Consider the following 21,085-nt stretch of genomic DNA (forward strand, 5'->3'; position numbering starts at 1 on the left):
AACCGAATATGGCCTGATTTCACTTGCCTTATCCCTAGTGAATTGCCACATCCGGTGCAACATGTCAGCAACGGTCCATCATATCGGGCGGGACACCGCGCCTTCACTTGAACCCATCATATCGCTGGTCGCCAGCGATATGAACCAGGTCAACAGCGTCATATTGGACCGGATGCAATCGGAAATACCCCTGATTCCGGAACTTGCCGGGCATCTTATCGCTGGCGGCGGCAAGCGGATGCGTCCGATGCTGACCCTGGCAGCAGCCAAGCTGATCGGTTATCCGGGTGATCGCCATTTCAAGCTCGCGGCGGCGGTGGAGTTCATTCATACCGCGACTCTGCTGCATGATGACGTTGTCGACGGTTCCGACATGCGGCGCGGCAAAACCGCAGCCAATCTCATTTTCGGCAATCCGGCGACCGTATTGGTCGGTGACTTCCTGTTCAGCCGCTCATTCGAGCTGATGGTCGAAGACGGCTCCCTCAAAGTACTGAAAATATTGTCCAATGCTTCTGCAGTGATAGCCGAAGGCGAAGTCAATCAATTGACCGCGCAGCGCAAGATCGAGACCAGCGAAGATCGCTATCTTGATATCATCGGTGCCAAGACAGCGGCCCTGTTCGCCGCAGCCAGCCGGATATCTGCCGTGGTTGCGGAATGTGATGATGAAGTCGAACTGGCTCTGGACAGCTATGGTCGAAATCTTGGTATAGCGTTTCAGTTGGTCGATGATGCAATTGACTATTCATCCGATCGTGAAACAATGGGCAAGGATGCCGGTGATGATTTCCGCGAAGGCAAGGTGACCTTGCCGGTCATATTGGCCTATGCGCGGGGCAATGAAGAAGACCGGAAATTCTGGAAAGACGCGATCATCGGGCACAAATCCTCGGACGAAGATCTTGCCCGGGCCACTGCGTTGATCCACTCGACCGGGGCGATGAAAGACACGATGTCGAGGGCCCGGCACTATGGTCAACGGGCAATTGATGCGCTAGGCATATTTGCGTCGGGCAAAGCGAAAGACGCTATGACCGAAGCGGTTGAATTTGCCATCTCCCGCGCTTATTGAGCCGGTTCAGGACAGGAACAGAAAATGGCCGCACGGATTTATCAAATTCCCAGAAATGCAATGCAGTCGGGCAGAGCGCTGACCGATAAATGGGTGCTGGAATTTGAACCGGCGGAACCGCGCAAACCTGATCCCCTGACCGGTTGGGCCGGTTCCGGTGATACGCAGCGGCAGGTAGAGCTGACTTTCGATAGCTGCGATGCGGCAAAGGCTTATGCGGATAAACATGCGATTGTCTATGCGATCATTCCGACACCGCACAAGACTCTGAAAATTCAGGCTTACGCCGACAACTTCCGCTAGTTACATCCCCGTCTGCGCGGTGGAATAATGACGGCCCATTCAAACCAGTTGTAGAAACATCATCAGCTTGACGTCGATACCGGCGCCTTCCTGACGCTTGCTCTCGATGAAATCGCTAAGCTCGCTCAATGCGACGCGGTGCACTGTGATATTCTCCCCGTCGACGCCTCCGCCTTCGCTGACCTTGGTCAAACCGCTGGCCTTGAACAGCGAAAAGCTCTCCGACACCATGCCCGGCGAGGAATAATATTCGCCGCAATTCTCCATGGTTTCCGCGCGATAGCCGGTCTCTTCTTCCAGTTCGCGGATCGCCGCGATAGCACTGTCTTCGTCGGCATTGTCGTCGTGATCGCCGACCAGCCCTGCCGGAAGCTCGATACAATTTTTGCCCAGCGGAACACGATATTGTTCGACCAGCAGCACATGGCCTGCATCGATCGCGAGAATGACCGCAGCCGTGATGCCGCGGCTGCGTGAGACATATTCCCACTTGCCTTCGCGTTTGGCCGTGATGAACCGGCCTTCCCACATGACTTCGATATTGTCGGACATTTCTACCCCGTTCTTGCTAAGCCTGTCGAAGTAGGCCTGCCGCAAAATTCACCCTTCGACAAGCTCAGAGCGAATGGAATGTCAGAGCTCGATCAGCCGGTCGGGCAGTTCATTCGGGTTCTGGTCGGTTTTGGGAAAATGTTCGGTCAGGACAATGCCGATCTGGCGGACCGCTTCGGCCATGCCTTCACCCGGTGTACCAGCGCGTACCAGATCGATCATCGCAACCATCGCATCACCCCAGATCGCCGGCTCCACTTTGGCGACAATGGCTTCGTCGGCCACGATTTCTGCCCGATGTTCGCGCATTGACAGATAGAGCAATATCCCGGTGCGACCGACCGTTCGATGGTCCGTCGAAACACGGAACAAGGATACCGCCCGCTTGCGTACCCGGGCTTTTTTGATCGGTGACGGGATGAGGAGGAACAGCAACGGTTTCCAGATCAGGATCAGCCTTGTGCCGAAAAATTTCATCGCAGTAAAAACAAACAGGGCCCAATAGGGCAGGGCGGTGATGCCGCTCCAGCCACCGGCCAGCCAGTCGATGATATTCAGATAGATTTCCGGAAAAAGGCTGACGACCAGCAACGCGGTCAGCGCTACCAGGCCCGATAGGGCCCAGGCGACATCGCCATAATGATCGGACTCGCCGGTCACTATGGTGACGATTTCGCCATCTGTCGATTTCTCTGCCTGCGAGACTGCGGACGTGACGATCTTGTGATCATCGGGCGTAAACTGGTTCACTTTGCTCATTACCAGCCCCCCGATGCGCCGCCGCCGCCAAAGCTGCCGCCGCCTCCGCCAAAACCGCCGCCACCGAATCCGCCGCCGCCAAAGCCGGAACTGCCACCACCAAAGCCTGATCCGCCGCCCCAGATGACGACCGGACCGGCACCGTGACGGTAGCGTTTGCCACCGCGGTTCGAGAACATCGGGATAATAACAAAGAATATCAGAATGAACGCCCAGAAGATAATCAGGCCGATATTCTCGCCATCGCCTTTGCTGGCTTGTTGACCAGCCTGTTGGGCAACCGCGAGAGCTTGTTCCTCCGGCAGCGTCAATTGTGTCGATATACGGTCCACGCCAGCGATTATACCGCCGGCCATATTATCATTGCGGAACTGGGGGAGGATATCATTCTGGATGATGATGCTCGACAGGGCATCGGTCATGATGCCCTCAAGGCCGTAGCCCACTTCGACACGCACCTTGCGCTCATTGGGTGCAATCAGCAGGATCAGGCCATTGTCCTTTTCCGCCTCGCCTTCGCCGTCTTGTCCGATTTCCCAAGCCCGGCCCAGCTGATAGCCATAGTCTGCGATATCATAGCCCTCGAGACTGTTGACCGTCGCGACGACAAGCTGCCGGTTGGACTGGGTTTCCAGCGCAGCCAGCTTTGCGGTAAGTTCAGCTTCCTGAGCAGGATCAAGCAGATTCGCCTCATCGACAACGCGGCCGGTGAGTTCGGGGAAGCTTTGAGCAAAAGCCGGGCTGGCTACCGCCATAAAGGCGATAGCCAGACCGGCAATGACGGTTTTAAGCGGCAGGATGGACCGAAGTGCAATCACCCTTAAAAGCTGACTTCAGGTGCTTCGTCAGCGCCTTCGCTGGTTGCGGCAAAGGGTTCCATCGGTTCCGCGCCGTGGATGATCTTCGCGCCGATAATGTCCGGGAAGGTCCGGATCGTGGTGTTATATTCGCGGACCGCTTCGTTATAATCGCGACGAGCGACATTGATGCGGTTCTCCGTGCCTTCCAACTGGCTTTGCAGCGCGAGGAAATTCTGGTTCGATTTGAGCTCGGGATAGGCTTCTACCGTCGCCATCAGTCGTCCAAGCCCTTGCGAGAGCGCGCCTTGTGCGGCGGCAAATTCCTGGACCTTCGCGGCATCGCCAAGGTCATCTGCGCTGAGCTGAATCGAACTTGCTTTTGCCCGGGCTTCTACCACGGCGGTCAGCGTGTCCTGCTCCTGGGTAGCAAAGCCTTTCACGGTCTCGACGAGATTCGGGATAAGATCGGCACGGCGCTGATAGGTGCTTTCAACATCAGCCCATTTGGCTTTGGCATTTTCTTCCGCCGTCGGTACGCTGTTGATTCCGCAGGCGCTCAGCGACAAGGCCACGGCTGGAACCACTAGAAACTTGATCAATTTATTCAGCATATTTGAAAACCCTCCATCCACACGGCGAAACGCCGCACCACTTTGTAAAAATAGGTATCAATGGTCGCGTTTGCAACGACTTCGCTCGACTATTTTGGATTTTTCATACATTTACACGCCTTTAGAAATGGGAAGGCAATATATATGTTAAACGAGTTCAAGGCATTTATTCTGAAGGGCAATGTGCTCGACCTGGCTGTCGCAGTCATTATCGGCGCGGCTTTCGCGACAATCACCACATCATTGACCGAAGATGTGATCATGCCGATTGTCAGCGCCTTATTCGGTGTTCCCGATTTTTCCGGCATGTTCATTCTGCTCGGCTCGCCACCTGCCGATTATGCCGGTGCAATGACCGACTATGCGGCGCTGAAGGAAGCGGGCGTACCGATGCTCGGATGGGGCCAGTTCCTGACCGTGGTGATCAACTTCATCATTCTGGCGTTCATCATCTTCATGATCGTCCGCTATGCCAACAAGGTGATGAAAAAAGCGGAAGAGGAAGCGGCGGATCCGGGCCCAAGCGAAATTGATTTGCTGACCGAAATCCGGGACAGCCTGAAAAAGTAAAAATTCGAGATCGCCAATATCGCCCCTTTTGCAGCGTGGTTTGTGTAACGCAAACATGCATCGCAAATGGGGCGTTTTTTGTTTCTAAAGGTCGGGAAGGTGCCGCGGAAACCGGTCGAAATACGGCCAAAATCTAATAATAATCGTGCTATTACAATATCATAACAAATAGCATCATTTTTTGAGATACATTGGGAATTTTCGATCCTATAGGCTCGCTCGGCTGGATTGATTCTCAGCCGATTTGAACGACGATATGGGGACTAATTATTATGCGTAAATTCGCTGTTTTGGCTGCATCAGCAGCCGTATTCGCTTTGTCTGCTTGTAATGCTCCAGCTGAAGATGCTGTTGTAACCGACGAAGTTGCTACCGAAGAAGTTGCACCTGCTGAAGACGTTATGGCTACCGAAGAAGTTGCTCCTGCAACTGCTGAAGTTGCTCCTGCTGACGAAGCTGCTGTACCTGCTGAAGAAGCTGTTGCCGAGTAAGCTCGAAACAACTGAAATTCCCTTTGGGGAACTAGAGAAGGGTCAACCGGGCAACTGGTTGGCCCTTTTTTATTATTTTTTTCTGCACGCGGGAACCTATTTTTGTTCGACGGGTTCATATAGCCGAGGAGCCTATTTTGCTTCTTCCAATTGACGAGGGATTATTATGCGTAAATTGATGATTTTGACCGCTTCTACCGCAGCTCTGGCACTGAGTGCTTGCGCTCAGGAAGACACCAGCGGTGCGGAAACCGAAACCGAACTGCAGGCTCAGGAAGCTGAGATGGAAGCAGACCGTCTGGACGAGGCTGCTGACGCGGCTCCGACCGAAGCCGGCGAAGACATGATGGAAAACAAGGCAGCGGCCATGGAAGACAAGGCTGACGCCCTGGAAGACAAAGCCGATGCTGAAGAAGGCGTTCTCGCCCAGTAATCACGAATTCCCTTTGGGGAACTAGAGGAGGGTCAACCGGGAGACCGGTTGGCCCTTTTTCTTGTCTGTGCACTGTTCATTCAGAATTATATCCCTATATAGGAAGCGTCCGTTTCGACGGACTATGGTGATAAATGATGGCGTGTAATAGACACTACGGACCCGGGGGCAGTACCCGGCGGCTCCACCATTTCAGGCGATTTGCAGCAATGCGGGACGCTTTTGTTGATGGGGCCGAACTAGGATCGACGGGTGTTCAAAGGCGTTATTTTTGCCCGGCCTGAGTATGCCGTGATTGCTCAAAACCTATAAGTGCAAACGATAATGAAGCACTCGCTATCGCTGCCTAACCCATTGACCTCACGGTCATAAGTTAGAAAGCTACGCGCGGTTGAACCCACCGGGCAACAGAAGGGAATTCAGCGGTTTGGAAGGCACCGGGCAACAGAAGCCTTCCACTTCATTCAAAATGACAGAAAAATCCCGATCATCGAGTGATCGGATCGATGTGCCGCTACGGACCGGTTTTAATATTCCGAGCTGTAAATCCGGTTGAGGTCGATTGCCTCGATCATCTTGGCGCCGGCCATGAATACCGCGCCGGTTACCGCGAGAAACAGCATTTTTCCACCCCAGCCGGGATATTCAACCAGATAATGCTGGCCACGCTGAACAGCACCAGTGGCGAGGGCATAGGTAATCAGGAAAGCCTCGAACTTGGTCTTTATCACGAATAGCCGTCTGAATTTTTTCCACATGACCATTCCGTAGCAAGCGCCGTGCCAAGCGCAGAAATCGGGCGTTTCTGCCAAATAAATATGGTAAACTGTAAGTTAATCCGACAGTCGGGAGCGGTGCCTAGCCCTGCAATTCGATCAGACCACAGGCGTCGAGCAGGCTGTTTCTGGCCTTGACGATGGCCTTGACCAGTCCAGGATCGGACAATTGATCCGGATTGATCGCTTCCGGCCAATACTCAGCTACCACTTCGGCAAGCTGGTCCAGCTTCTCTTGGGTAGCCATGAACCGCTGGTCCACCGCCCCGGGGTCTGCGACGACTCGTAGGCGCAGGCAGGCCGGGCCGCCTCCATTGGCCATCGACTGCCGGACGTCTACCGGGCAAAGTCGGCGGATCGGCCCGTTGCCGGCAACCAAATCGGTCAGATAGCTCCAGACCGCATCATTCTCGCGCGCCTCAGTAGGCAGAATCAGCGCCATACCGGCCTCTTCAGGAAGCGTCACCAGTTGCGCATTGAAAAGATAGGATTTGATCGCATCCTCCAGACTGACCCTTTCGGCTGGTACGATGATGATCTCGGTCTCCGGTACCCGGTCCCGCAAGTCGGTGTACAACGGGTCTGCATCTGCAAATGCCTGTTCATGGACGAACAAGACATGCTCATTGGCAACCGCGACCACGTCATTGTGAAAGGCTCCAGCCGCGATCGCAGTCTCGGATTGTTGAGCAAAAAGCACAGATTGCGTTTCGTTGATGCGCGACACAGCTTTTGACGCCTCGATATGCTGGCGTGCGGGAAACGGGCCACCCGAAACACCGTAGACGAATATCTCGACGCCCGGACGATCGTGATTTGCACAGAGTCGCATATGATTGGCAGCGCCTTCGTCTCCGAAGGGAGGCGGTACCGGTGCGTGCACGGCAAAATGGCCTGTATCGGAAAAGGCGAGCCTGAGTTGCTTTAATGTACCCGACCACTCATGACTGCGGTGTGGCATAGTGTTCAAATTAGCGACGGTAAGGTGGCAACGACCGTCCATCGTATCTGGCCCTGGTGATACTGTCGCGGCATTGGCCGCCCACATCGAAGAAGCAGAAAGAGCATTTGCGAGCAAGTGTTTGGGAGCAAGGATGGAATCGGTTCCCAAACCAGCCAGCCAACCCTCATTCGGGCGGTCTAGCGGCATGAAAAACCCCTGTGCCAGCCCCAGATCCAGATTGTGGCGCATCTTGGCGATGCCCTGCAAAGCCGCTTCGCGCGGATAGGCGGTTTCCCCGGCATTGGTCGAAGACGCGATATTGCCGACGCTGAGACCGGCATAATTATGACTTGGACCGATGATTCCGTCGAAATTGATCTCAACCAGCGCGCTCATCGCGGAATATACCGTATTTCGTCACCGACCGAGAGGCCGATATTGGCCGCTGCCTGTTCGTCGATCATCACGCCATCATCATTCTCGCTCAGCATGGCATAGGTCGCCTGAAAATCGCTCAGATTGCCGTGCGAAATGATTACTTTCGTTTCGCCTTCTTTGATAGTGCTGATCTTTGCCGATTTTGCGTTGCGGATGCTGGTCACGTCATCGGTTTTGGCGATCATCGTCGGGCCGCCGTCGAAAATATCGACATAGCCGTCGTAGGAGAAATTCTCATTCTCCAGCATCCGCATGGCGGCACGGCCATTGGGATGCGGGATGCCAATGGCGGCGCGCGCGGTTTCGCTGAGCATCGCGGTATAGATCGGATGTTTGGGCATCAGGTCGGCGATGAACTGGTTGCCGTGGATGGCATTGAAATAATCGGCTTCCTGAAAGCTCATGCCGAAGAAACGACCGGCGAGCCCGTCCCAGAAGGGGGAGCCACCCGCTTCGTCGATAATACCCCGCAGCTCCGCAAAAATCTTGTCGCCAAAACGTTCGCGATGCTCCTTGATGAACAGATAGCGACTGCGGGCCAGCAACATGCCAAGGCCGCCAGCGCGTTCGCCGGGGTGGAGGAACAGGCCGCCGACTTCGCTGGCGCCTTCGAGATCGGTGACAAGGCCCAGCATCTGGGCGCTGAACGTGCGATCCAGCTCCTTGCTGGTTTGCGACAAGGTGCTCAGGCGATAGGAATAGAAGGGCCAGGTCTGGCCCACTTTGGTGAACAATTGCGAGGTGCCGCGGACCGCTCCGGTTTCGACATTCTCCAGCACCATGACGAACAGGTCATCACCATGCGAACTGCTATCACTCTGATAGGCGCGCTCTGACCGCTCCAGCTTCTGGGTTAGCGAGTCCCGGTCTGCCGGCAGATTGGTAAACCCGCCGCCGGTCAGTTTCGCCATTTCGTAAAGATGCTGCAGATCATCGACCCGCGCTGCGCGTATCCGGAAACTCATAATCCTCCCTTTTCGGCGATCCGCATGATCGTCAGCGCCGATAATTGTGTCCGCTCTACCAGACTTTCTGTGATTAGAAATTCGTCGGAGCTATGGATGGCTCCTCCGCGCACGCCCATCGTGTCAACCACCGGGATGCCGCAAGCCGCGATATTATTGCCATCGCAGACTCCACCGGTGCCGCGCCAATTGATGTCGAGGCCGAGTTCTGCGCCGCATTGTTTTACCAGGCCGAAAAGCTTTTCTGCCTGTGGATCAGTCGGTTTGGGCGGGCGGCCGAAGCTGCCGTGGCAATGAACACCGAGATCGTGCAGCTTCGCAATATCCGTGACCATCTGATCAAGTGCGCCTTGCGCCAAGTCCTGATCTTCCAATGTCTTGGGTCGAAAATTGACGCGCAATATGGCGTGGTCGGGGACCGAATTATTCGGTCCGCCACCGTCGATTTTAGCTGGATTGACGCTCAGGCCCTCGCGGTGCAGCGCCTTGAGTCGCAAGGCCATATCCGCCGCCGCGATCAGCGCGTTGCGCCCTTCGTCGGGGTTGCGACCAGCATGCGCGCTTTTGCCGGTAAAGATGATCGAGAAATTGCCGCTGCCGCCACGCTCCCCAGCAAGGGTACCGTCGGGCAGGGCGGGTTCATAGGTCAGAGCAGCGGTCTTGCCCTTGGCCAGTCGCGTGATCAGCGATGCCGATGATCCGGAACCGACTTCCTCGTCGCTGTTGATCATCACGTCATAGCCGATGCGACTGGCAAATTCGCTTTGCTCGAGCAATTGCAGCGCGCCGAGCATGACCGACAGGCCGCCCTTCATGTCGGCAAGGCCGGGGCCATTTAATATGCCGCTTTCCAGCTCGATGATCCGCTGAAACGGATGATCTGCCGCAAACACAGTGTCCATATGGCCGGTCAGCAGGATACGAACTGGCGCTTCCGGTCGTACGGAGGCGACCAAGTGCTTGCCGCGCTGGACCTGATCTACCGTCCCATCGGCGCGCACCGCCTCGACTGGTGCGGGATCGATCAGGCTGGTCTCTCCGGGCAAAACCGAAAAAGCATCTGCCAACATCCCGGCAACGGCTGCCAGGCCATTGAGATTGGTGGTGCCGCTGTTGATTTTTGCCCATTCGAGCGTGCGCGGCAACAAGGGCAGGTCGGTCGCCCGTTTTAGCGTCTCTTGTTCGGGGAAGGAATCTGCTTTCATTTGAAACCGATAGCATTTCGAGCCATTAATCGTAACCCGTTTCTCTTCGACTTCCTGAATAGCGGATCATCAGCTTTGCGCTTCCTCGACAAGCGTCTGGAAGCCGGTGCGTATTTCTGCCCAGACCGCCAGTTCGTCGGCGCTTGCTTCCGGCACCGTGTCCGAAATGATCGTGATCGCGGCGTCGATTAATCCCGCAAACCATTCATTTGAAACGTTCAGGGCATGTTTGTGATGGGGAACGGTGCTGCCGAACATGATCCGGATTTCCTCTGGTCTGTCATACCAGTTCATCAGGCAATAGATCACGCTTTCGACCATTTCGGCCTCGAGCTTGACGCTGTTGCCAAGACCATGTTCCTCAAAAGATATTTTTGCCCCGGGATGGCTGGCATAATATCTCGCCATGACGGGCTCCGTCACATCACCCAAAATGGTTGCGGCCCGTTCAAGACTGGCTTCCAGAAGTTCGTTTTTTTGTTTCGTTGGCATATGTCCCGATACCTGAACCTATAAGATTGGGCCCGCAATGACTCAATTCTGCCATTTACAAAACGGGTTCACAACGTCATATCCCGCCGTAATTCCTCCCCGGACTATCTGCAAATCGGCACTGATACTCGCTTTCAGCATCGAAAAGTGCCTTATCATTGAAGAGGAAATCCCATGTCCAAATATGTCAGCCAGAATGGTATCCAGATCGCGCAGGAGCTGTTTGATTTCGTCAATGACCGTGCGTTGCCGGGAACCGGTGTGGACGGTACCCAATTCTGGGCCGGGTTTGCGAATCTGCTCGGCAAATTCGCTCCCCGCAATGCCGAACTGCTGGCAAAGCGGGAAGATATTCAGGCGCAGATTGATGCGTGGCATATCGACCACAAGGGACAGCCGATTGATCAGGCTGAATATCAGGCCTTTCTCAATAGCATCGGCTATCTGGTTGAAGAACCAGCCGCTTTTTCCATCACCACGGAAAATGTTGACCCTGAAATCGCGACCATGGCCGGGCCGCAACTGGTGGTACCATCGCTCAATGACCGTTTCGTCCTGAACGCGGCCAATGCGCGCTGGGGCAGTCTCTACGATGCTTTTTACGGAACGGATGCGCTGGACGCGCCACCGGCCAAGCCTGGCGGCTATGACCCGCAGCGCGGGGCCGCGGTTATCAAGGCGGCGAAGGCCTTTCTCGACGAAGCCTTCCCTCTGTCGACGGGCTCATGGACCGATTATACGGGCGGTGAACCCGCCCTGGCTGATCCATCGCAACTGGTTGGCCGGAATGGCCAGTCTCTGCTGCTCAAACATAACGGACTGCACGCGGAAGTTGTGATCGACCCGGCGCATCCGATCGGCAAGGATGACCCCGCCCATATCGCAGATGTCCTGATGGAAGCGGCGCTGACCACGATCATCGATATGGAAGATTCGGTCGCCGCGGTGGATGCTGAAGACAAGGTGCTGGCTTACAGCAACTGGCTTGGCCTGATGCGCGGCGATCTTGATGCGTCCTTCGACAAGGGCGGCAAGACCGTCGAACGCAAGGCAAATCCGGATCGCGACTATGCCGATCTGGAGGGCAATGCTTTCACTCTGCCGGGCCGCAGCTTGATGTTTGTCCGCAATGTCGGCCATCTGATGAGCAACCCGGCGGTATTGCTGGCGGACGGGTCGGAAGCGCCGGAAGGGCTGCTCGACGGTGTCTTCACCAGCCTGATCGCGATGCACGATATCAAGGGACTGGGCGAGCTGCGTAACAGTCGCGCCGGATCCATCTATATCGTGAAGCCGAAAATGCACGGGCCTGAAGAATGCGCTTTCACCAATGACCTGTTCGATGCAGTGGAAGATCTGCTTGGTCTTGACCGTCACACCATCAAAGTCGGTGTGATGGACGAAGAGCGCCGGACTTCGGCCAATCTAGCTGCCTGTATCCACGCGGTGAAGGACCGGGTCGTGTTTATCAATACGGGCTTCCTTGACCGTACGGGAGACGAGATCCACACCTCGATGCAGGCCGGGGCGGTGCTCGCCAAGGCCGATATCAAGAAGAGCGACTGGATCACTGCTTATGAACAGCGCAATGTCGCCATCGGGCTCGCTTGCGGCATGTCCGGCAAGGCGCAGATCGGCAAGGGCATGTGGGCCGCGCCCGATATGATGGCCGACATGATGGAACAGAAAATCGGCCATCCGATGACTGGTGCCAACACCGCTTGGGTACCAAGCCCGACCGCGGCAACGCTGCACGCGATCCACTATCACCGGGTCAATGTTTTTGACCGGCAGAAAGAGGTCGCAGCTGACGGCATTGCACCACTCGACAAATTGCTGACCATCCCGCTCGCCGATGGCCACAATTGGTCGGACGCAGAAATCGAGCACGAGCTCGACAATAATGCGCAGGGCATATTGGGTTATGTGGTCCGCTGGATCGATCAGGGAATCGGCTGTTCCAAGGTTCCTGACATCAATGATGTCGGCTTGATGGAAGATCGCGCGACCTTGCGGATTTCATCGCAGCATATGGCCAACTGGATGTTGCACGGTGTCTGTTCACCCGAGCAGGTTAATGCGGCCCTGTTGCGGATGGCGGCCAAGGTTGACGGGCAGAATGCAGGCGATCCGCTGTACCGGCCAATGGCACCAAATCCGGATGACAGTCTGGCGTTCCAGGCGGCCCGTGATCTGGTGTTCAAGGGTGTCGAGCAGCCGAGCGGCTATACCGAACCGTTGCTGCATGCTTATCGGCGGAAGCTGAAGGCTGCGGGTTAAGCTCCTTCTGAAGGGGCGGGCTTTCAGGAAAGCAGGCGGGCGATATTGACAAATTCTTCGACGCTCACCGTTTCTGGGCGTCTGGAACCGTCGATTCCCAAGCTTTCCAGCGCATCGAGCGCTCCGGCGAGGCCTTTCAGACTCTGTCTGAGCATCTTGCGCCGCTGGCCGAAGGCGGCCTGTGTGAGATGGGCCAGAACCTCGGGACTGACGCCCTCCGGCTGGGCCTTTGGTGTCAGGTGGACAATCGCCGACATCACTTTCGGCGGCGGCGTGAAAGCGGAGCGATGAACCGTCATCGCCAACTTCGCTTCGCACCGCCATTGCGCCAGTATCGACAGGCGGCCGTATGCCTCGCTGCCCTCGCTGGCGACAATCCGGTCGGCGACCTCGCGCTGGAACATCAGGGTGAGCGACTGCCATTGCGGAGGCCATTGCGGCTCCGACAGCCATTTGATCAGCAAGGCCGAGCCGACATTATAGGGCAGGTTGGAAATGATGTGGAAGGGCTCGTCGAACAGATTGGCCAGATCGATTTTTAGCGCATCATCGTCAATGACCGCGAGCTGGCCGGGAAAATAGGCGCCCAGTTCGGCCAATGCCGGTAGGCAGCGTCTGTCGCGTTCCACCGCGGTCACCCGCGCACCGGCTTGCAACAATGCCTGGGTCAATCCGCCCGGTCCGGGGCCGACTTCGAAGACCCGTTGCCCGTCGAGGTCACCGGGAACGGCAGCGATCCGGTCGAGAAGCTGCAGGTCGAACAGGAAATTCTGGCCCAGCGCCTTGTTGGCAGACAGGCCATATTTCTTGATCACCTCGCGCAGCGGGGGCAGGGCGACCCGCTGTTTCAATTGTCTTGGATCTGGCGATTGGCGACCGCTGTTGCGGCCATCTGGATCGCGGCAATCATTGAGCGGGGATCGGCAATATCCTGACCGGCAATATTGAATGCGGTGCCATGATCCGGCGAAGTGCGGACAATCGGAAGACCCAGAGTGATATTGACTCCATCAAAGAAATGCAGGGTCTTCAGAGGTATCAATGCCTGATCATGATAAGGGCACAGCACGACATCATATTTAACCCGCGCTTCTTCGTGAAACATCGTGTCGGCTGGCAGCGGATCGGTGATATCCATTCCGTCCTGGCGCAGCTCATCGATCGCCGGTTGCATGATCCGCTGTTCTTCATCGCCAAGATTCCCGTTCTCGCCGGCGTGCGGATTAAGACCCGCTATGGCGATGCGGGGCTTTGCAATGCCAAAATTGCGGACCATCGCTTTCTCCGCAGCGCGCGCGCGAGCAAGGATCAACCGCCCCGTCAACTGCTCCGGCACGTCTTTCAGAGCGATATGCGTTGTCATCGGAATGACGCGCAACGTCGGCCCCGCCAGCATCATCACCGCATTCTCTCTCGCTATTCCGCAGCGCTCGGAAACAAATTCGGTCTGACCTGGATAGCGGAAACCAATCTTGTATAGCTGTGTCTTGGATACGGGAGCGGTGATGACCGCGCCGGCATCCCCGGAACGCGCCAGCCCGCAGGCGATCTCGAGCGCGTGCAGCGAACATTGCGCGCTGTCCATCGTTGCCTCGCCCGGAACAGCGGCTGCGGCGTCATGGATATGGAACACCGGCAATGCTTCATTAAAAGCCTCGCTGGCTTCCACCGGCTGTTCGATTTTCCGGACCGGAACGCCGGCGAGATTCTCAAAGTCGGCAATATTCCCGATCGCAAAAAACGGTTTGAGCCCGGCTTCCATCCGCTGTTGCCAGCTCTTCCCGATGATTTCCGGCCCTACGCCAGCGGGGTCCCCGCATGAGATGGCAAATGGCTTTGCGTTCCAATCCGCCATTAATTATATTCGATAATGGCGTCGCGTCTAAGGTCGCGCAGATAGATTTGCGCCCGTTTGTTGACCCGGTCATTTTCCAGCCGCGACATGATCGCGTCGAACGACGGTGCTGCAGCGCTCTGCGGGTCATCCCGACCGCACAGAATAAGAACGCGGACACCATCTTCGACCGAACCGAATGGCTGGCTCGCCTGCCCGATCTGCAGTTCCGCAATCGCGCCCTGCAAGGCGGCAGGAAGGTCGCGCAGTTTCACCTGATCGTTATCGACCACACTGGCGCCCAGTTGAGCAGCCACTTCATTGGCTGCGCCGCAACCCTTGATGCCCTGAGTCTCTGCGGCAAATTTTGCGGCTCGTGCAGATGCTTGTGCTTCGGTGACGCCTTTGGGAAAATCGATCGCCAGCTGTTTGAGGCTGAGCAGCGCGTTGCGGGGATCGGCGGTGAGCACCTGACGCGAATCGATCAGATAGAGGATCGAGAGCCCTCCTGGTACTTCGATCGGGCCAACAACCTGTCCCACCTGCATTTGCTCTGCAGCTTCGGCAAGTGTCTGCGGCAATTGAGCTGGGCGGACCCAACCGAGATCGCCCCCGGTCGCGGCGGTCGAAGCTTCCGAAAACTGCCGGGCATAAGCAACGAAGGAACCACCGGCACGGATCTGCTCCAGTATTTTGCGCATATTTTCGGCGACCTGCTCGACGGTTTCCTGATTGGCCGACATATAGATTTCACCGATACGAAATTCGCTGGTGCCCTTGGACGCGTTCAGCCGTTCGATGATGGCGTTGACCTCTTCATCGCCGACATTGATGAACGGCTGGATGTTGCGGCGAAGCAGGCGGCTCCAAGCGAGTTCGCCCTTGATCTGGCGTTTCAGCGTGTCGGCAGACGAACCTTGCGTGCGTAGATACTGATCGAATGCGTTAAGGTCCTGTTTGAAATTTTGCTGCGCAACCTGGCGGAAAGTGGCTTCGACTTCCTCTGGCGCAATGACGATTTCATTGGCTTCGGCTTCCTGAATTTGCAGTGTTTCATCGATCAGATTGCGTAACACCTGGAGCCGCAGACGCTGTTTCTCTTCATCCGAGACTTCGCCGCCATTGGCGGCAACTATCAAGGCGAGGCGATGACCGACGTCGGTTCCGGTGATGATGTCTCCGTTGACCTTTGCCGTGGCCCGGCGAACGTTCGGGTCATTCTCGCCAAATATCGTCAATTCGTCGGGAATATCCAGTCCGGTCTGCGGCAGCGACGCATCCTCTACCGTTTGACTGGCGGACGGTGAAGCCCCTGCAACGGCAAGCGCTGTGATCAATATAGCCTTGGTTTTGAAGCTCTGGATTTTCATGCTCAATACATTCATTTCTTGTTTCTTCTCAACTACAAAGAGTAAATTTTACGAAGCAAATAGCAAATATCTGCTGAACCCAATATGAGCGGGCCAACCCGTTTGAGAGCCCTTTACACGCCCAGATTGCGCAAGGCCAGCCGGAACAGGAAGGTACTGCCTCGAGTGGCGTCGCCGGTATCTTCATAATCATAGCGCCAGGTAACGCCCATCGACAGGCAGCCGTCGTCATAGGCAACGCCAAGCCGGTGTCTTACCGGATCGTACCCATCGGCTACAGAAAGGGGATCTTCGCTACGATCGGTCAGATCGACGATTGCAGATCCGAAAACCGACCAATATTGATCAATCTGGTAACGTCCCCCGACCCGGACTTCTTCGCGATCTCTGAGATCTTCAAGATCCGAGCTGATATTGCGGTTCAGCCGTAGATAGCCAATTTGCGCGTAAGTGCTTTTCGAACCGACGGTCGCGTCAATTTCATTGCGGCGAACCGCGAGGTTGTCCTTGTCCAGACGGTAGCGGTGTGTGAATTTTACAATGTCCTTGAACCGCACATTGGTGCGACCAACAATATCGGAAAAGCGATCGGACAGGCCGGTGCCTTCCGGTACAATATTGTTGTTATTTTCCAATCGATAGCTCTGGCCGACGATCATGTTCACTTGCAAATTCGGCCGATTCAACTCCCATTCTGCTCCATAAGTCGCCCGGACATTATCTTCGTAACGGTCATAGCCGGGAAAGCGGTTGAGCGCGAAAAGGTTGCTGTCGTCCAGATCGACCGATCGGGAATCTTCATTGGGAAGAGAATTATTGGCCAAGCCTGGAGTTGCCACGATCTGGAAGCGCGGCGTGATCGTCTGCGTGCCACCGAAAGCCTCGCCGATAAACGGCCACTTCACATCAATCGCAACGGATGCGATGGCGCGTGTTTGCCATCCGCCGTCGCCGCGATAGATTGCTGTTTCATTCAGCAAATTATCATCGCTGTGATAGACGTCACCGCGGGCAAATCCGGTCAACGTGATTTCCTGACCCCAGTCGGTGAGTTTTCGCATGTCCCACCGTACCGAACCAAAGGCCCGTTGTGTGTCCTGACCTTCTCCACGCCCGATTGCCAGACTGTTGGCCTGTATCTCTAGCCGACCACCCAAGATGGGATCATTCAAGCGTTTTCGATAGTCCATCACCGGCAATGCAACCGGAACGCTGCTTTGCGGATCATCGACCCTTAGAGTCTGGAAAGCCCAGCCCGCCAGCGAAAAATAACTGCTGTTGCTGGTGCGTTCGACATTGATAGTAGAGCGAAGGCTGTCGTCGTCGCTAATGTCATAGCGCCTCAGAAATGTGCGATCTGAAACGATGCGTGCCGACTGGGAAATCGTCCAATTATCATCAAGTACGAACCGACCGCTGGTCGAAAAATAACCCCGAAAATCTTCTTCGGCATCCGGTGAAACCTCGGATGCACCCGCGGCAATGCGCGAACCATAAGTGGCATAGCCGGTAATCTGAAAGGCGCCTTTCTGATCAAGGCTGCGAAAAGTACCGCTGAGCAGCGGTGCGACATCCGTAAATATCTGCGCGGTAACGGTGGCATCCTGATTAGGCGCGATGCTGAAATAATATGGCACCGTTACGCCAACGCCGTTGACGGAATCGAACTGGATGTCCGGTACCAGAACGCCGCTGCGGTTTTCGTCGCTAACCGGGTGGGAGAGGCCGGGCAGGGGAATGACCGGTAGCCCGAAAATCTCGATACGCGCGCCCTGATATTTTACGCGCTTTTTGACCGGATCATAGATCACCTTTACGGCCTTGATCTGCCAGCTGGGGTTTTTCGGACATCCATCTTCGGTCGTGACCGCACATGCAGTATAGGCGGCATTGTGCAGCGCCAGCGAGCCGTCGACAAAGCGTTCGCTGCGGCGAGCTGCCAGGCGGCTGCCATCTTCCAGGACGAGCAGGAGGTTGTCGACAGCGCCATCGCGCAGGCTGTCGGTCAGTTCGATGCGATCGCCATAGGCAACATCGCCATCGGGGCTGACGGACTTGATATTGCCTTCTGCCACCACGGCGCCGGTTTTCCGGTTCCAGACAACCTGATCGGCACGCAATTCATATCCGTCGCGATTGAGCACCACATTGCCCTCTGCCGTGACGAAGTCATTCTCGAAATCATAGTCGATGCTGTCGGCGCTGAATTCGATCTCATCGGCTTGCTGATCGGATGAAACGGCATCGTCGCTTTGCGACTGTCCCATAGCGGCAGCCGGCGTCACAGCGGCCAGACCCAGAGTAAAAACGGCGAGTGAAGATTTCATCGACTGGCTCAACCTGCTTTTAGCCCCATTTTGGACGGCATTGAATATCGCACTGTCCACATTCCGAACGCCTATTGCACCAGTTTGCTTCGTCTGCAAATTTTCTTTGACAGATTCTGATGAACAGATGCTTGACCAGAAAACCTAGACGGTGCAGCAATGCCCCACGATAGAATGAATGTCGGCCCGTTCATCAATGAGTCGGATCGACGAGTGAGCCAATAAGGCCTTTCACTCCTCAAAACATAAAAATAGGGACAGTTTTCCAATGAATTTCAACTTTGCCAACGAGCGGCCCGCAGATGCTGATGCGATTATCTTTGCAATCGCCGAGAATGGACTGGACGATTTCAACCTCGAACTCGAGCAATCGAATATAGTCAAGGCGGGAGCAAAAGCCGCACGATTTGCGGGGAAACTGGGCGAAGTTTTTGAAACTTTCGTGACCGAAGCGGACAAGGTCTTGCGGGTCGTCTTGACCGGATTGGGTACGGGCAAGCCAAACAATGCGGAATCAGCCGGTGGTTCGGCAATCGCCAAAATTCTCGCATCCGGTGCCAGGCATGCGGTCATCGAGCCATCGGGTCTCGACGAGGAGCGTCTGGCGAAATTGCTCTTTGGTGCAAAATTGCGCAGCTGGCGGCATGACAAATACCGGACAACCATGCCTGAAAAGCAAAAGGTAACGCTCCAGACAATCACCATGCTCGACCAGGATCTGGAAACCGCCAAAGCCTGGACAGATTTGTCGGCCGTGGCGGACGGCGTTGCGCTGACTCGCGAACTGGTCGCCGAACCGGCGAACGCCATCTACCCCGAAAGCTTCGTCGCCCGTTGCGAGGAACTGAAAGAGCTTGGCGTCGAATTCACTGTGCTCGGCTGGGACGAGATGGAAAAACTCGGCATGGGCGCGCTGCTCGGGGTTTCGCAAGGGTCCGAGCGTCCTCCACGGTTGCTGGCGATGCGCTGGGACGGCACCAATGGCGAGCAGAAAACGCCGCTGGCTCTGGTCGGCAAGGGCGTCACCTTCGACACCGGCGGCATTTCCCTGAAACCGGGCGCTGGCATGGAAGAGATGAAATGGGACATGGGCGGCGCCGGCGCCGTTGCCGGAACGATGAAGGCGCTCGCTGGTCGCAAGGCCAAGGCGCATGTCGTCGGTGTTTGCGGACTGGTCGAGAACATGCCGGACGGCAAGGCGCAGCGCCCCGGTGACGTCGTGACCAGCATGAACGGCCAGACCATCGAAGTGATCAACACCGATGCCGAAGGTCGGCTGGTATTGTGCGACGCGATGCACTGGACGCAGGAGACATTTAAGCCGGAAGTACTGATCGATCTGGCGACCCTGACCGGTGCGATGATTATCGCGCTGGGCAACGAACATGCCGGTTGCTTCAGCAATGATGACGATCTCGCCGATGACCTGATCGATGCGGGCAAGGATTCCGGTGATCCGCTGTGGCGGCTGCCCGTTGGTCCTGCCTATGACAAGCTGATCAACTCGCCGATTGCCGACATGAAGAATGTCGGACCGCGCGGGGCAGGGTCGATTACCGCGGCGCAATTCCTCAAACGCTTCGTCAAGGACGGCGTCAAATGGGCGCATCTGGATATTGCCGGTATGGTCTGGGCCGACAAGCCCAGCCCGGTCTGGGACAAGGGCGCGACCGGCTATGGCGTGCGCCTGCTCAACCAATATGTTGCTGACAATTTCGAAGATTGATTCGGTAGTAACAATGCGGCGAAGTCTGGCTCGAAGGTCGTGCGGTGCGGGTTGATTTCTATCACCTGACCCGCGATCCGGCGGAAAAACTGGTGCCGATGCTGGCCGGAAAATCGCTGGATGTCGGAAAAAGGCTGCTGCTGCTGTCGCAGGACGAGGGCCGCCGTGGCGCGCTCAGCGATGCCTTGTGGAGCGCTGAGCCGGCCAGCTTCCTCGCTCATGATTTTGGCGGTTCCGAGCAGCAGGCGGAGCAACCGATCCTGATTTCTGACCAATGCGAACCGGCCAATGGTGCGCCGTATATCATCTTGTCCGATGGCCTGTGGCGGGACGCGGCGCTGGCTTTCGAGCGCGCCTTCTTCCTGTTCACCGCCGAGCAGATCGATCATGCGCGCACTGTCTGGCGGGATCTCAAGGCCAAAGACGATGTCACGCCGCGCTACTGGAAGCAGGATGGTGGCCGCTGGGTCGAAGGTCCCTGATTTTCGGGAATTCCGCCTTTGGAACAAGGGCCACATCATCGAAAACTTGCCATGCTGCAGTGCAGCGGCTAAGGGCGGCGCAACTTTTGACTATCCCTACATTTATGGAGTTTTATCATGGCCGTGACACGGACATTTTCGATCATTAAACCCGACGCTACCCGCCGCAACATCACCGGCGCTGTAACCAAGATGCTGGAAGAAGCCGGACTGCGCGTTGTCGCTTCCAAGCGTATCCACATGACCAAGGAACAGGCCGAAGGCTTTTACGCGGTTCATAAGGAACGTCCTTTCTTCGGCGAACTGGTTGATTTCATGATCAGCGGCCCTTGCGTCGTGCAGGTTCTCGAAGGCGAAAATGCGATGCAGGCCAACCGCGACATCATGGGCGCGACCAATCCTGCTGATGCCGCTCCGGGCACGATCCGCAAGGAACTGGCCGAAAGCCTCGAAGCGAACACGGTTCACGGCTCCGACAGCGACGAAAATGCGGCGATTGAAATCGCCTATTTCTTCAAGGACGATGAAATCGTCGGCTGAACCCTACGAAATTTTTAACGGTTATAGACGCCCGGTTGCAATTTTTGCGGCCGGGCGTTTTTCATTGGTTATCGAGACGGCCAGGTGGGGCAAGCCCGATCCACTCGTACGGC

General features: G+C 56.1%; 22 protein-coding genes and 1 other RNA gene. 10 read left to right on the plus strand and 13 right to left on the minus strand.

Going from position 1 to position 21,085, the window contains the following annotated elements:
* The first annotated feature begins 61 nt into the window (after positions 1 to 61).
* Positions 62 to 1,075, plus strand: a complete 1,014-nt coding sequence (locus ACWFTY_RS07130) for a polyprenyl synthetase family protein (RefSeq protein WP_447526577.1) — start codon at positions 62 to 64, stop codon at positions 1,073 to 1,075.
* Positions 1,076 to 1,099: 24 nt separating this feature from the next.
* Complete coding sequence (locus ACWFTY_RS07135; RefSeq protein ID WP_447526578.1) at positions 1,100 to 1,378, plus strand: ETC complex I subunit; 279 nt, start codon at positions 1,100 to 1,102, stop codon at positions 1,376 to 1,378.
* Between the two features lie 39 nt (positions 1,379 to 1,417).
* On the opposite strand, the gene ACWFTY_RS07140 is transcribed toward ACWFTY_RS07135, so the two are convergent.
* The 4 genes from ACWFTY_RS07140 to ACWFTY_RS07155 all read right to left on the minus strand — a co-directional run bounded on the left by ACWFTY_RS07140 (position 1,418) and on the right by ACWFTY_RS07155 (position 4,100).
* Positions 1,418 to 1,930 (minus strand): NUDIX hydrolase, encoded by a 513-nt coding sequence (locus tag ACWFTY_RS07140; protein WP_447526579.1) that lies wholly within the window; start codon positions 1,928 to 1,930, stop codon positions 1,418 to 1,420.
* Positions 1,931 to 2,011: 81 nt separating this feature from the next.
* The gene (locus tag ACWFTY_RS07145; RefSeq protein WP_447526580.1) at positions 2,012 to 2,689 is read right to left on the minus strand and encodes a TPM domain-containing protein; all 678 of its coding nucleotides are present in this window, start codon (positions 2,687 to 2,689) and stop codon (positions 2,012 to 2,014) included.
* The gene (locus ACWFTY_RS07150; protein WP_447526859.1) at positions 2,689 to 3,504 is read right to left on the minus strand and encodes a TPM domain-containing protein; all 816 of its coding nucleotides are present in this window, start codon (positions 3,502 to 3,504) and stop codon (positions 2,689 to 2,691) included. Before ACWFTY_RS07150 ends, ACWFTY_RS07145 begins: the two co-directional genes overlap by 1 nt.
* Positions 3,505 to 3,509: 5 nt before the next feature.
* Positions 3,510 to 4,100 (minus strand): LemA family protein, encoded by a 591-nt coding sequence (locus tag ACWFTY_RS07155; RefSeq protein ID WP_447526581.1) that lies wholly within the window; start codon positions 4,098 to 4,100, stop codon positions 3,510 to 3,512.
* A gap of 144 nt (positions 4,101 to 4,244) precedes the next feature.
* Here ACWFTY_RS07155 and mscL point away from each other — a divergent pair, with 144 nt between their 5' ends.
* The 4 genes from mscL (at position 4,245) to ssrA (ending at position 6,016) form a co-directional block, all read left to right on the plus strand.
* Positions 4,245 to 4,670, plus strand: coding sequence for a large conductance mechanosensitive channel protein MscL (gene mscL / locus ACWFTY_RS07160; protein ID WP_447526582.1), 426 nt, complete (start codon positions 4,245 to 4,247; stop codon positions 4,668 to 4,670).
* 272 nt (positions 4,671 to 4,942) lie between these two features.
* Positions 4,943 to 5,161 (plus strand): hypothetical protein, encoded by a 219-nt coding sequence (locus ACWFTY_RS07165; protein WP_447526583.1) that lies wholly within the window; start codon positions 4,943 to 4,945, stop codon positions 5,159 to 5,161.
* Between the two features lie 166 nt (positions 5,162 to 5,327).
* Positions 5,328 to 5,594, plus strand: coding sequence for a hypothetical protein (locus tag ACWFTY_RS07170; RefSeq protein WP_447526584.1), 267 nt, complete (start codon positions 5,328 to 5,330; stop codon positions 5,592 to 5,594).
* A 69-nt stretch (positions 5,595 to 5,663) separates the two neighbouring features.
* Positions 5,664 to 6,016: a transfer-messenger RNA gene (ssrA, locus tag ACWFTY_RS07175) on the plus strand.
* Positions 6,017 to 6,121: 105 nt separating this feature from the next.
* On the opposite strand, the gene ACWFTY_RS07180 is transcribed toward ssrA, so the two are convergent.
* From ACWFTY_RS07180 to ACWFTY_RS07200, 5 genes are all read right to left on the minus strand, one after another.
* Positions 6,122 to 6,352 carry a hypothetical protein gene (locus ACWFTY_RS07180; RefSeq protein ID WP_447526585.1) on the minus strand — a complete coding sequence of 77 codons (231 nt, stop codon included), beginning with the start codon at positions 6,350 to 6,352 and terminating at the stop codon, positions 6,122 to 6,124.
* A 100-nt stretch (positions 6,353 to 6,452) separates the two neighbouring features.
* Positions 6,453 to 7,709, minus strand: a complete 1,257-nt coding sequence (locus ACWFTY_RS07185) for an N-succinylarginine dihydrolase (RefSeq protein ID WP_447526586.1) — start codon at positions 7,707 to 7,709, stop codon at positions 6,453 to 6,455.
* Entirely contained in the window at positions 7,706 to 8,716 is a 1,011-nt protein-coding gene (locus ACWFTY_RS07190) for an arginine N-succinyltransferase (protein ID WP_447526587.1), read from the minus strand. The genes ACWFTY_RS07185 and ACWFTY_RS07190 overlap by 4 nt, the downstream gene beginning before the upstream one ends.
* Positions 8,713 to 9,921, minus strand: coding sequence for a hydrolase (locus tag ACWFTY_RS07195; protein WP_447526588.1), 1,209 nt, complete (start codon positions 9,919 to 9,921; stop codon positions 8,713 to 8,715). The genes ACWFTY_RS07190 and ACWFTY_RS07195 overlap by 4 nt, the downstream gene beginning before the upstream one ends.
* 69 nt (positions 9,922 to 9,990) lie before the next feature.
* A complete protein-coding gene (locus ACWFTY_RS07200) occupies positions 9,991 to 10,413 on the minus strand; it encodes a hypothetical protein (protein ID WP_447526589.1) in 423 nt (140 codons plus the stop codon).
* A 174-nt stretch (positions 10,414 to 10,587) separates the two neighbouring features.
* Between ACWFTY_RS07200 and ACWFTY_RS07205 the strand changes: the two genes are divergently transcribed.
* Complete coding sequence (locus ACWFTY_RS07205; protein WP_447526590.1) at positions 10,588 to 12,693, plus strand: malate synthase G; 2,106 nt, start codon at positions 10,588 to 10,590, stop codon at positions 12,691 to 12,693.
* Positions 12,694 to 12,716: 23 nt separating this feature from the next.
* On the opposite strand, the gene rsmA is transcribed toward ACWFTY_RS07205, so the two are convergent.
* The 4 genes from rsmA to ACWFTY_RS07225 all read right to left on the minus strand — a co-directional run bounded on the left by rsmA (position 12,717) and on the right by ACWFTY_RS07225 (position 18,224).
* Positions 12,717 to 13,544 carry a 16S rRNA (adenine(1518)-N(6)/adenine(1519)-N(6))-dimethyltransferase RsmA gene (rsmA, locus tag ACWFTY_RS07210; RefSeq protein ID WP_447526591.1) on the minus strand — a complete coding sequence of 276 codons (828 nt, stop codon included), beginning with the start codon at positions 13,542 to 13,544 and terminating at the stop codon, positions 12,717 to 12,719.
* Positions 13,541 to 14,548, minus strand: a complete 1,008-nt coding sequence (gene pdxA, locus ACWFTY_RS07215) for a 4-hydroxythreonine-4-phosphate dehydrogenase PdxA (protein ID WP_447526592.1) — start codon at positions 14,546 to 14,548, stop codon at positions 13,541 to 13,543. The genes rsmA and pdxA overlap by 4 nt, the downstream gene beginning before the upstream one ends.
* Positions 14,548 to 15,912 (minus strand): foldase protein PrsA, encoded by a 1,365-nt coding sequence (locus ACWFTY_RS07220; protein WP_447526593.1) that lies wholly within the window; start codon positions 15,910 to 15,912, stop codon positions 14,548 to 14,550. The genes pdxA and ACWFTY_RS07220 overlap by 1 nt, the downstream gene beginning before the upstream one ends.
* A 98-nt stretch (positions 15,913 to 16,010) precedes the next feature.
* Positions 16,011 to 18,224 (minus strand): LPS-assembly protein LptD, encoded by a 2,214-nt coding sequence (locus tag ACWFTY_RS07225; RefSeq protein ID WP_447526594.1) that lies wholly within the window; start codon positions 18,222 to 18,224, stop codon positions 16,011 to 16,013.
* A 268-nt stretch (positions 18,225 to 18,492) separates the two neighbouring features.
* On the opposite strand from ACWFTY_RS07225, the gene ACWFTY_RS07230 reads away from it, so the two are divergent.
* From ACWFTY_RS07230 to ndk, 3 genes are all read left to right on the plus strand, one after another.
* Positions 18,493 to 19,950: a leucyl aminopeptidase gene (locus ACWFTY_RS07230; protein ID WP_447526595.1), complete on the plus strand. Its 1,458-nt coding sequence runs from the start codon at positions 18,493 to 18,495 to the stop codon at positions 19,948 to 19,950.
* A gap of 44 nt (positions 19,951 to 19,994) precedes the next feature.
* Positions 19,995 to 20,432, plus strand: coding sequence for a DNA polymerase III subunit chi (locus ACWFTY_RS07235; protein ID WP_447526596.1), 438 nt, complete (start codon positions 19,995 to 19,997; stop codon positions 20,430 to 20,432).
* A gap of 117 nt (positions 20,433 to 20,549) precedes the next feature.
* Entirely contained in the window at positions 20,550 to 20,972 is a 423-nt protein-coding gene (gene ndk / locus ACWFTY_RS07240; protein WP_335663651.1) for a nucleoside-diphosphate kinase, read from the plus strand.
* Positions 20,973 to 21,085 lie beyond the last annotated feature (113 nt).

The sequence above is a fragment of the Parasphingorhabdus sp. NYA22 genome, assembly GCF_976973735.1.